Raw genomic sequence first — 10,738 nt, 5'->3', positions numbered from 1 at the left:
GCGGGCGCTCAGTGAACCGTTGGATGCCTGAGAGCGGGGCCGATCGCCTCACTGCCGTCGGCAGCCAACTCGTCCGCGAATGAGGGTCGCTGTGCGAGCCTCAGCCATTCTTCGGAAAGCCGAAGCAGTTGCTGCTTGTCTATCGAAGAGACCGTCTTCGCGGCTTGTTGCCGGCAGTGCTCGGCTCGCGTGCGGCAAATATCTCCGTGCTCAACCATGACCGGTACACTGGTCGCGCTCGCTCCCGGCGCCGATTGGCCCCGCATCAACTTCAATTCACCCATCCGGTTTAACGTTCCTAGCCCAGCCGTTTAGGAACGGTCTGCGGAAGGTCGCGTTTGCGGACGGAAAGTCGTGGTTTGCAGTCAATGCCCCGTTACTTCTTTCACATCATCGGAAAGTTCCCATTTCGGGACGAAGTCGGAACGGAGCTTCGAGACGATCGCGCTGCCTGGAAGGAAGCTCTGTTGCTGACCCGGGACATTGAAACATCGCTCCAGCCGGGGGAGAGTTGGAGCCTCGATGTCATGGCGCCCGACCGCTTGTTGTACCGGATCAGCATCACGAGCGAAGAAGGATGAACAGAGCGGCGGATATGGGCGACACGCCCCAGATCTCCCAGCTTCCATGCATCCAGGAACCATGACGAAAGCTGTTGTAGATGCAGGGCTCAACCAGAGCTTACACATCAGATACTAGACTCGACGCGAGGGCTGACCATACGCATCCACTAATGCCAGTGCGGGGAGCGAAGCTGGACCGAGCATCGAGAGTAACCGCCCACAGCCGTGGACGTTAGGTTTGCCTGCACGACCGCGGGATACGGGATTTTCTCTGCGCGCAGCCACCGCAGCGGTAGGCACATCGGTGCGCGTTGATGATCGTGGTGCGTGGATGCAGCACCGCCGCAAAGACAAGTTGGGGCAAGCTCCCATCGTCATCCCCCTCCGCCCTCCTTCCTCCTCAGTTCCGCTATCTTTCGCGCTCGCTCCCATAGCTCAATGCCGTGGCCATCCACCATCTGCTTGGCGCGCTCTTGCGCCGCGTTATCATCAGGAGCCAGGAATTCGTGTCGGTCCATAATGCGTCCGTCCCGACCTAGAACGAAAAATGCGATACTCCTGCATGGCATCTCCCTCCGGTAGGTCCTGCCAAGAGGTAAAACCCGGAACTGCCAAAAAAGGTTTCCACAAGTTCCGTCGTCGGACAGCGCCGAAACACGTGGAACTCCGGACCGGAATGAATCAAGTTGCGGCACTTTGAATCGGTTCCTCGCGTGGAGTCATGCGAGTGGCGTTTCAGCGTAAGAAGCCGGCGGCCCTCGGGCACCAAGGCCCTTACTCGGGCTTTGTCGAGCCGGCGCTGGCCACCGAGATCGAGCGTGTGCCGACCGGCGCCAGATGGATCCGTGAGATCAAGTTCGACGGCTACCGCGTCCAGGTCCACCTCGCCAATGAGACGATCAAGGTGTTCACCCGCCGCGGCAACGACTGGACCAGGCGGTTTCGCAAGATCGCCGACGACGCCTCGCACATCTCGGCCGGCAGCGCGATCGTCGACGGCGAGGTGGTCGCGCCGGCCGCGGACGGCACCACGGATTTCTCGGTGCTGCAGAACGAGCTCGGTCGTTCGAAAAAGATCATCCTGGTCGCCTTCGACCTGCTCTATCTCGATGGCCACAACTTGCGGAAGCTGTCGCTTTCCACGCGCAAGGCTGCCCTGAAAAACCTGATCGCCGGCAACGATGTCCAGTTCAGCGAGAGCTTCGAAGTCGACGGCCGCGCGATGTTCGAACACGCCTGCAAGACCGGCTATGAAGGCGTCGCGTCGAAGATCGCCGACAGCCCCTACGTTTCGGGCCGCGGCCGCAACTGGGTGAAGAAGCCGTGCGCGCAGCGGGAGACGCTGACGATCGCCGGCTTCGCCCTGGACGAAGGAAAATGGGACGGCATCTATCTCGGCCGGCGCAAGGGCGGCGAGCTGATCTATGCGGGCAAAGTCGACCACCGCTTCGACAAGGCATCCGCGGCCGACTTGCAGAAGTGCCTGAAGCCGCTGATCCGGAAGACACAGCCCTACACCAAGCGGATCGCGCACAAGGGCATCTGGGTTGAGCCGATGCTGCTGGCCGAAATCGAGTACCGCGCCAAATCGGCGGAAGGCAAGGTGCGGCACCCGGTGTTCAAAGGATTGCGGGAGGACCTGCAATGAGATGGTGCGCGCTGCGATAACTGCCGCTGGTCTGCGAGACCCCCGCGCAGTTTGTCCCATTGCGGCGAGCGGATCAGGCTGATTTGGGCTTGTTGTTGAGATGCACGAGAGCCCGACGCCCGACGTATGTCAGCGCACCAAGCGTCGTTTGCCCCCCGCGCGCGGCCTGGATGAGTTGCTCGGCGATATATTTCCGGCTGTCGTGGTCGCCGCCATTGGAAAACCCCGCACAAACCTCGTCCAGGACAAGGGCGATGGCTGCTTGAAGCCGGCTGTCAAACTCGCCCATGCGCCACGCCCGAGCCTCGTGAAGTCTATCTGCACGCCATTTCGATGGGCCCAAGCTAAGAACCTCATCCAGCTCCGCCGCGCGCGGCTTGCCGCGCTTTTCGAAGCAGCTTGTCCCGCTCGGCACCAGGCGATAGGTGTCTTGCGCGAGCGCGACCCTCTTCGGCAGAGCCGATCAGTCGTTCCTGGAGTGAAGTAGTCTGTTTGGCCCGATTGCGCTTACGTTTGCCTTCCATGTACAAACGCTAATCGCGGACACTCTAGAGCTACATTCAAGTGAGTTAAGACGTCAGGGAAAATTGGGCCGGTCCGCTGCGCCTCGATTCACGATGTCGGGAAGCGTCGAGCCCAGTGCATGGCATTGGCCCCCGGCATAAGCTTCCGCAGGTTATTGCTTTGGGATACCTGCCTGCCCTATTCCTGGGTCTTCCTGGAACCCGGAAAGAACCATGAAGGATATGCAGGCGCACCTGGAAAAGCTTCGGAATGAAGCCGAGGAGTGCGATCTAATCAGCAAGCTCGCGACAAACGCGACGAAGAAAGCACTCTTTGCAAAGCTTGCCGAACACCACCGAGCGTTGGTCAGGGATGTAGAACAAGCCATCGCGGCCTCGTCGATAGATCCGAGCGATTGAATCCTACCGCCAGCCGTTGCGGGCATTAACGCGCAGCCCGGCCGGGGGTAAGGCCGAGCTGCGAGGGGGGGCTGTGCACACCCGGTTGGTGAGCGTGTGGGCACACCATACAATTCGCGCGCGGAGCCTTTGTTCCTAATCTGGCGGCCTTGCAAATAGGGACTCTGGGTCGTTCCGAAGCCTGCTCGCCGAGATCGAGTACCGCGCCAAGTCGGCCAGGGCACGGTGCGACATCCGGTCTTCAAGGGCCTGCGCGAGGACCTGCAATGAGATAGCTGCAGATGGCCCAGAGCGAGCGGTCCCACAAGCACACAAGGAACGGCCCTACCGCGCCCCCCGTTGTGACCACTGGATCAAGGTGAAGAACCGGACGCATCCGAGCTTTGAACGGGTGAAGGATTCTTTCTCATGAAAACCGCGGATTTACGAGGAAGGCTGCGTATTCAAGATTTTTGATACGGAGGACGAAGCGCAGGCTTGGCTCAAGGAAAATGATCCGGAAGGCGTCGCATTCAGATATGAGTTGAGCGAGCTACGCCCTGCCAGTTCGGCGGATCGATATGGCGTGCCGGTGGCGGACGAAGATTCGCGACACCGGCAAGAGGACGCTGTGATGAAATGGTGCGCCCGCTGCGACAATTGCCGCTGGGTTTGCGAAACCATCCAGACCAGCCCTGGCTTGGCGTGCACGCCTGCACCTGTGGCTGTGTCGCGGCTCCGAATATTGCCCCCTTTCGGCGTTCAACGTTGACCCCGGCCCATAGCTCCAATTCGAAATGGGTCCAGGCGCTTACTGCATATCAGGCGGGTCAATGTTGGGCGCCGCTTGGGGGTCGAAAGCCGCGCCGATCCACAGCTCGCCGGCGAAAACGCTATTCGACTCGTTGCTATTGCGGAATCCGACTCACCCCGGATTCAAAAAGCCCGGTTTTATTGAGTCTAGACGACTCGCTCTTACCTGGGGCGGATAACAATTCAACTGTAGTGGTACAGTTGGGTGGGCTCGAACCACCGACCTCCTGTTCCACAGACAGGCGCTCTAACCAACTGAGCTACAACTGCATCCTCGGGCGAGGCCGCGCAAAGGGGCCTCGCGAATGGGCCGGAAACTAGGTGCAACGCCCCGCTTTGGCAAGGCCGAACAGGGCGGTTTCCCGTTTCCGAATATCCGTGGCCCGGATGAAGCGAAGCGCAATCCGGGAACAGCGTCGGATTGCGCTTCGCTTCATCCGGGCTACGGACCTACGCACGTCCAAAACAAAAGGCCCGGGCTCGGTCGCCCGGGCCTTTCTGTGATTTTGCCTCAGTCAGGCGGCCGGCTTGTAATATTTCGAGGCGCTGGCCTTGATCGGCTCGGCGGTCTGGTTGGCGACCTTCTGGCCGAGTTCGGTCAGTTCCTTGGCCTGGGCGCTGAAGGCCTCGAGGCTCTTGCGGGTCTGGGTGGTCCACAGCTCCAGAGCCTCGGAGGGCGTCTTGGCGCCGAGCAGTTCCTGGGCGAAATCGAGCGCCGAGGTGGTGTTGGCCTTCACGAACTCCATCACCTTGGCGGTATATTCGCTCGCGCCCTTGCTGGCGCTGGTGAACACCGCCTCGATGGTGCCGTTATGGGCCTCGGCGGCGTCCTTGAACTTGGCGTAGTTGTCGCGCGCCTGCGAAACGCCCTTTTCGGCGAACGCGCGCATCTGCTCGGGAACTTCGAACGGGATGATAGAAGCGGAAAACGGATCAGTCGAACTGGTCATCGCATGCATCCTTCACAACGGGGTAAAGTCCGGTGACCCCATTGCGAACGCCGCCGGCCCGCGAGGACCGAGAACGGTCGAATCGGATCACGCTGCCTAGTTCCTATTCCACGGAATGCCCTGTCCCTGGGCAGGACAAGTAAACCTCTTTATCATGTCAATTTTGTGCAACGCAACGTTAAATCGATGCGACGCCGAATTTGTCGGCCCACGGGTTCCGAAGGTTTCCGACCGGCGGCTAATGCCGCGCTAAACCTCACGATTTCGGCTTGATCGCGTCCATCGCGGCGCGGCTGACGATCTGGCCCATTTCGCTCGCCTGCTGCGCCAGCTCGCGCATCTGGGCCTGCACATATTCGCCGTGCAGCCGCATCACTTCGCTGACGTCCTTGGCCTTCACGAGGGATTCCGCATAGTCCAGCGACGCCTTGACGTTGTTTTCGGCGTAAGCGAGCGCCTTGCTCGAAATGTCCTTGGCGCCGGCGCGAACCGTGGCGCTGCGCTCCTCCAGCGAGCCTGCGGTCTCCTGTGCGTCGGCCAGAAACTTCTCGAAGGTCTTGCGCGCCTGCTCGAAGCTCGCCTCGGCCATCGATCGCACGTCCTTCGGAAGCTCGAAACGGTCCGGCGCATCGTTGCTCATGGTCCACTCCTTGTTCTCTGCCAGGCCTTTTTGGCCCTTTCCTCCCCGCTCGGGTCGCACCAGCCTACCGCCAAAAGACCTCGCCCGAATGACGAAGCTTTTTTGCGGTCGTGAACTTTTGACGCAGGTTTACAAGGTACAACGCCAAAGCAGGCTTGATCGTTCGGGCGAGTTAACGTTATCGCGGCTAGGATCGTCGGTCGTTTGGCGAGGCCGTGGACCTGCCGCGTCGCACTTGCGATACTAACGGTCTGTTAAGGCTGTCGTCGTTTGGCCGCCGATTTCTTTCAGCCATCGGCGAGCGAGAAGCGAAACCGTGCGGTCAAGTTGTCGCGATGAATAGTGCGGAATTCCAGTTGCAGGGCCTCGGCGATCCCAGGCTGGCCGTGCATGCAACGAGCCCCCTGCCCACCTGGCTGTGGTCGATCGACGGCAAGCGGGTGTTGTGGGCCAATCCGGTCGGCGCGCAATCGTTCGGCGCCGGGAACGGCGCGGCACTTTTGGGGAAGGTGTTCGGGCCGGCCGACCAGCATCGGCGGCAAGTCGCACAGCTCGCCGGCCGCCTGCCGCAGAATGGCGCGGTGCGGCTGGAGCGGCTGCGCGGCTTCGGCGCACCGCTTGGCATGCTCGCAACCTGCGCCTGCTCGCGGCTCGAATTCGCCGATGGCCGGCATGCCGTCTTGATCGCCGCCGCGAGCGGCGCGACCGATCGCACGATGCCTCTGCTCGAGCGGCTCTCCCGCCTGGTCCGGGACGTCAAGATACCGATCGCCGCGTTCACGCGCGACGGCATGTTCGTCGGCGCCAGCGACGCCGCCCGGGCGCTGCTCGGCTTCCGCAATCTCACCGAGGCCGGCCTTGATGCCGCGCGCGAAGACGCGCTCCGGCAGGGCCGGGTCGAAACCTCCTTCCGCATCGGCCACATGGTGCTGCAGCGCGTCGGCAGCGGCGCGGATGTCGGCCTCATCGCGCTGCTGATGCCCGCGGTCACAGAGACCGAGGTCGCTCCTTCTCCGCCGGAAACCGCGACCGGCCCGGCGGCCAGGCAGCCATTCTACGAGCAGCCCGCTTTGTCAGGGGAAGCACCCGCCGAATTCGCACTGTTCGACGCGCTGGATACGGACCCCGAGGAAGCCGAGCCCTCGCCCTTCATCGCGCCGGTCGCCGACGAGCCGTCGGCGCCGGTCGCAACGCCCTTGTCCTACACGACGCCGGATGGACGCACGCCGGCCGGCGCGTCCGAAAAGACGCCGTCATGGCATGACGAGCCGCTGCCGAATACGCGCCGCACTCCGCTGCGCTTCATGTGGCAGATGGACCGCGAAGGCCGCTTCTCGCTCGGCTCGGACGAGTTCACCCGCCTGATCGGCGTGCAGGCCGCCGCGGGCTTCGGCCGGCTGTGGAGCGACATCGCCGACAGGTTCGGCCTCGATCCCGAAGGCCTGATAATGAAGGCCTTTGCCACCCAGGATACCTGGAGCGGCATCACGCTGAACTGGCCGGTCGATGGCGGCGGCCGGCTCAGGATCGAATTGTCGGGCCTGCCGATCTTCGACCGCGCGCGCAATTTCGCCGGCTATCGCGGCTTTGGCGTCTGCCGCGATTTCGACGGTCTGGCGCGGCTGGAGGCGCTGCGCCGCTACGAATTTTTCAGTGGACCGCCGGCCCAGCCCCTGTCCGGCGACACAATTCCGGCCGAGCCTGAACGAGACGAGGTGCGAGAGGCGCCGCGCCCCGAGGCCTCATCCGGCGCGGCGCCGCCGACAGAGCCGACTGCGGCAACTGCAACCAGTGCCGAACTGCCCGAGCCGAACGCGTCCGAGATTTCACAACAGAGCGATTTGGAAACGATTTTGGATACGCCCAAGGACATCTCAACGGAAACGCCGGTCGAGGCGCCAGGCAACGTGCTGCCATTCCGTCCGCCCGGCGAACCGAAGCCGCCGTCGCTGACGCCGGTCGAGAACAACGCCTTCAACGAACTGGCGCGGCAATTATCGGCACGGCTCGAAAGCCAGCTCGCCGCAGCGCCGACGCCATCGGCCACCGAAGAGCCGATCGCCGAAGCGCCGCCACCGCCTGCGGAAGCGCACGAACCCGCTTTCGAGCCACCGAGCGCGGAGCAGCCCGCAACTGCTACGCCGGAATGGCTGAGCGAGCCCGAGCCGGCACCGCGCGGCGAAGCCAGGCGCGACCGCGCGCTGCTCGACCTCATGCCGACCGGTGTCCTGATCTACCGGCTCGACCGCCTGCTCTATGCCAACCCCGCCTTCCTTGAGCGGATGGGATATGAGAGCGTGCGCGCGCTTGAGGATGCCGGCGGACTGGATGCGCTCTATGTCGAGCCCGGCGTCTCGGCCACCAGCAGCACCTCCGACTCTGGCACGCCGGTGCGGATCGCAGCAGCCCCGCCGCATGGCGATGCCGGCCATCCGAGCGCCGAGGCGCACCTTCACACGATCTCCTGGGACGGCGATTCCGCGCTCGCCTTGATCTTCGCCGAGCGGCGCGATGAGGGCGCGGCCATTGCGGCGGCGATGGCGGCGGAGCCGCTTCCGCCTGACGTACCGCCGGGGACAGGACTGGCCGATGCCGAGGAGCTCGGCGCCATCCTCGACACCGCGGCCGAGGGTGTCGTGATGTTCGATGCCGGGGGCAACATCAATTCCTGCAACCGCAGCGCCGAGGCGCTGTTCGGCTATGACGGCGACGAGCTCGTGCAGCGCAACCTCGCCGATCTCTTTGCGCCCGAAAGCCAGCGCGTCATGCTCGACTATCTCGAGAGCATCAAGGGCGAAGGTGTCGCGAGCCTGCTCGACCACGGCCGCGAGGGGCTCGGGCGCGTGCGTCAGGGCGGCCTCGTGCCGCTGTCGATCACCATGGGGCGCACCCGCGCCGACGGGCCGAACTTCTTTGCGGTGTTCCGCGATCTGTCGCAGGCCAAGAAGAGCGAGAGCGAGCTGCGCGAGGCCAAGCGCCTCGCCGAGCGCGCGGCGATCGCGAAGGCCGACATGCTGGCGCGGATCAGCCACGAAGTGCGCACGCCGTTGAACGCCATCATCGGCTTTGCCGAAGTGATGATCGGCGAGCGTTTCGGCACACTCGGCAACGAGCGCTATCTCGAATACATGAAGGACATCCGCGCCTCCGGCGAGCACGTGCTGGCGATCATCAACGATCTGCTCGACCTTTCGCGGATCGAGACCGGCAAGCTCGACCTCGCCCTCACCGACCAGAACCTCAATGAAATGGTCGAAAGCTGCGTCGCGGTGATGCAGCCGCAGGCCAACCGCGAGCGCATCATCATCCGCACCTCGCTTGCGCATATGCTGCCGCCGGTGCTGGCGGATGCGCGCGCGCTGCGCCAGATCACGCTCAATCTGATTGGCAACTCGATCCATCTCGCCAATGCCGGCGGCCAGGTCATCGTCTCGACCGCGTTGTCCGACTTCGGCGAGGTGATGCTGCGCGTCCGCGACACCGGACAGAGCCTCAACGACAACGAGGTCGCCGCAGCCCTCGAACCGTTCCGCACGCCGGCGCCCTCGGACCAGACCACCGAAGGCTCCGCCGTCAGCCTGTCGCTGACGAAGGCATTGGTCGAAGCCAACCGCGCCAGATTCCACATCAAGACCGGCGGCCGCTCCGGCACCCTGATCGAAGTGGCGTTCCCCCACGCCACCGCGCGGGCGTGAGCACGATTCCGTAGCCCGGGTGAAGCCCAGCGCAACCCGGGACAGGTGCATCCGCGTTCGCGAGCGGCCCTGGGTTACGCTGCGCTGCACCCGGGCCACGGCGCTGCGGGGATGTGTCGCGCTCGCGGGATGCGACACGGCACAATTATTGCTCGATTTTCCCAACGTGAATGCATCGGCGCCTTACGCGCCCAATTCCTGAGCAATTTGATTTCACTCCATCGGATCCTGATCGAGGTCCCATGCGCTGCCTGGTCGTTGCCGATCTGCATTATTCATTGCCACAGTTCGACTGGCTGCTCGCGGCGGCGCCGCAATTCGACCTGGTGATCTTTGCCGGCGATGCGCTCGACATCTCATCGATCGTCGATTTCCGCGCCCAGATCGTCGTGGTGAAGAAATATCTTTCGCTGCTCGCATCCCGCACCCGCGTCATCCTCTGCTCCGGCAATCACGATCTCGACGAACGCAATCCCGACGGCGAGAAGATCGCGCGCTGGGTCTCTGACGTCAGGGAGCTCGGGATCGCCGGCGACGGCGACAATCTGACGATCGGCGATACGCTGTTCACGGTGTGCCCGTGGTGGGACGGCCCAAAGGTGAAGGAGCGGCTCGACGCGCAGCTTCGTAACGCCGCCGTCAACCGGCCCGCGAATTGGATCTGGGTGCATCACGCGCCGCCCGCAAACTCGCCGACGAGCTGGGGCGGCAAGCGCTTCTTCGGCGATGTCGAGCTGGTGCAATGGATCGAGCGCCATCAGCCGTCCATGGTGATATCAGGCCATGTGCACCAGTCGCCGTTCATTCCTGATGGCTCGTGGTTCGATCGGTTAGGCGCGACCTGGGTGTTCAATACCGGCCGCATGCCCGGCCGTCCGCCGACTTGTATCGTACTTGATATCGACCAAGGCAGCGCGTTCTGGCTGGCGCCGGGCGAGGAGCAGACCATCGATCTCAACGCATCGCTGCAGCCGGCCGCCCGGATCGAGAACCCGCCGCCCTGGCTCACATCCTTGGGTCTGATTGCCGATCCGATCCTGGCGCGACCTGCATCGGCGGCAGGTTGATCATGCTCTGCAGGATCTCGCCGACCATCGCCAGATGCGTGCCATGGTCGGCATATTGGTGCATGAGATCGGCGAGATAGGTGGTGGCGACGTTGAGCCGTTGTGCGAGCAGCCGGGCCAGCAGCAGCGCCACTTCCGGCTGCTCGCGCAGGAAGGCCGCCGCATCATCGAATTCATAGACCAGCGAGTCGGATGCTGCGCGCACCGTTGCGGTGTGCGGCTGATCGAGCAGCACACTCATCTCACCAAGCACGGCGCCGGGCTCAGCGAGCACCGCGACCACGGCATCGCCCTTGATCACCTCCAGCCGCCCTTCGATGAGCACGAACAGATGCCCGGTCTTGCCGCCCTCATGGATGATGAGCGCGCCGGACGGCACCTGCCGCCGAACTGCCCCGCCGCAATGATCCAGGATCGCCCGCATCCGAACTCCACCTCCCGGCAAGGAAGACTAGGCGCA

Annotated in this window: 9 protein-coding genes, 1 tRNA gene and 1 pseudogene; 6 read left to right on the top strand and 5 right to left on the bottom strand. The window is 63.5% G+C overall.

The genetic code is table 11. The features are described 5' to 3' along the window. The first annotated feature begins 368 nt into the window (after positions 1-368). Both YY7_RS65245 and ligD read left to right on the top strand, forming a co-directional pair. Positions 369-581, top strand: a complete 213-nt coding sequence (locus YY7_RS65245) for a DUF6894 family protein (RefSeq protein WP_028167037.1) — start codon at positions 369-371, stop codon at positions 579-581. 709 nt (positions 582-1,290) lie between these two features. Next, the gene (ligD, locus tag YY7_RS0133560) at positions 1,291-2,211 is read left to right on the top strand and encodes a non-homologous end-joining DNA ligase (RefSeq protein ID WP_028167035.1); all 921 of its coding nucleotides are present in this window, start codon (positions 1,291-1,293) and stop codon (positions 2,209-2,211) included. A gap of 73 nt (positions 2,212-2,284) precedes the next feature. On the opposite strand, the gene YY7_RS0133555 is transcribed toward ligD, so the two are convergent. Then, positions 2,285-2,500 carry a hypothetical protein gene (locus tag YY7_RS0133555; RefSeq protein ID WP_028167034.1) on the bottom strand — a complete coding sequence of 72 codons (216 nt, stop codon included), beginning with the start codon at positions 2,498-2,500 and terminating at the stop codon, positions 2,285-2,287. A 448-nt stretch (positions 2,501-2,948) separates the two neighbouring features. Between YY7_RS0133555 and YY7_RS0133550 the strand changes: the two genes are divergently transcribed. Beyond that, the gene (locus YY7_RS0133550; protein WP_028167033.1) at positions 2,949-3,134 is read left to right on the top strand and encodes a hypothetical protein; all 186 of its coding nucleotides are present in this window, start codon (positions 2,949-2,951) and stop codon (positions 3,132-3,134) included. Positions 3,135-3,293: 159 nt separating this feature from the next. Next, a pseudogene (locus YY7_RS65240) lies at positions 3,294-3,404 on the top strand (DNA ligase); the annotation flags it as partial. A gap of 715 nt (positions 3,405-4,119) precedes the next feature. Here the strand turns inward: YY7_RS65240 and YY7_RS0133545 are convergent. From YY7_RS0133545 to YY7_RS0133535, 3 genes are all read right to left on the bottom strand, one after another. Continuing rightward, positions 4,120-4,196 (bottom strand) — tRNA-His (locus YY7_RS0133545). Between the two features lie 245 nt (positions 4,197-4,441). Further along, a complete protein-coding gene (locus YY7_RS0133540) occupies positions 4,442-4,876 on the bottom strand; it encodes a phasin (protein WP_028167032.1) in 435 nt (144 codons plus the stop codon). 256 nt (positions 4,877-5,132) lie between these two features. Then, positions 5,133-5,516, bottom strand: coding sequence for a phasin family protein (locus YY7_RS0133535; protein WP_028167031.1), 384 nt, complete (start codon positions 5,514-5,516; stop codon positions 5,133-5,135). Positions 5,517-5,851: 335 nt separating this feature from the next. On the opposite strand from YY7_RS0133535, the gene YY7_RS0133530 reads away from it, so the two are divergent. After that, entirely contained in the window at positions 5,852-9,211 is a 3,360-nt protein-coding gene (locus YY7_RS0133530; protein WP_028167030.1) for a PAS domain-containing protein, read from the top strand. A 242-nt stretch (positions 9,212-9,453) separates the two neighbouring features. Further along, positions 9,454-10,278 (top strand): metallophosphoesterase family protein, encoded by an 825-nt coding sequence (locus YY7_RS0133525; RefSeq protein WP_028167029.1) that lies wholly within the window; start codon positions 9,454-9,456, stop codon positions 10,276-10,278. Here the strand turns inward: YY7_RS0133525 and YY7_RS0133520 are convergent. Beyond that, on the bottom strand, positions 10,217-10,702 hold the full coding sequence (locus tag YY7_RS0133520) for a cyclic nucleotide-binding domain-containing protein (protein ID WP_028167028.1): 486 nt from the start codon (positions 10,700-10,702) through the stop codon (positions 10,217-10,219). The two genes, YY7_RS0133525 and YY7_RS0133520, sit on opposite strands and share 62 nt — an antisense overlap. Positions 10,703-10,738 lie beyond the last annotated feature (36 nt).

It is taken from the genome of Bradyrhizobium elkanii WSM2783 (assembly GCF_000472865.1).
Classification (GTDB): domain Bacteria; phylum Pseudomonadota; class Alphaproteobacteria; order Rhizobiales; family Xanthobacteraceae; genus Bradyrhizobium; species Bradyrhizobium elkanii_A.
This window is presented reverse-complemented; position numbering and strand designations above follow the sequence as displayed.

Coding starts and splice junctions, on each gene's coding strand:
- YY7_RS0133550 (WP_028167033.1), top strand. CDS start 2,949: ATGAAGGATATGCAGGCGCACCTGGAAAAGCTTCGGAATGAAGCCGAG.
- YY7_RS0133525 (WP_028167029.1), top strand. CDS start 9,454: ATGCGCTGCCTGGTCGTTGCCGATCTGCATTATTCATTGCCACAGTTC.
- YY7_RS0133540 (WP_028167032.1), bottom strand. CDS start 4,876: ATGACCAGTTCGACTGATCCGTTTTCCGCTTCTATCATCCCGTTCGAA.
- YY7_RS0133520 (WP_028167028.1), bottom strand. CDS start 10,702: ATGCGGGCGATCCTGGATCATTGCGGCGGGGCAGTTCGGCGGCAGGTG.
- YY7_RS0133530 (WP_028167030.1), top strand. CDS start 5,852: ATGAATAGTGCGGAATTCCAGTTGCAGGGCCTCGGCGATCCCAGGCTG.
- YY7_RS0133555 (WP_028167034.1), bottom strand. CDS start 2,500: ATGGGCGAGTTTGACAGCCGGCTTCAAGCAGCCATCGCCCTTGTCCTG.
- YY7_RS0133535 (WP_028167031.1), bottom strand. CDS start 5,516: ATGAGCAACGATGCGCCGGACCGTTTCGAGCTTCCGAAGGACGTGCGA.
- YY7_RS65245 (WP_028167037.1), top strand. CDS start 369: ATGCCCCGTTACTTCTTTCACATCATCGGAAAGTTCCCATTTCGGGAC.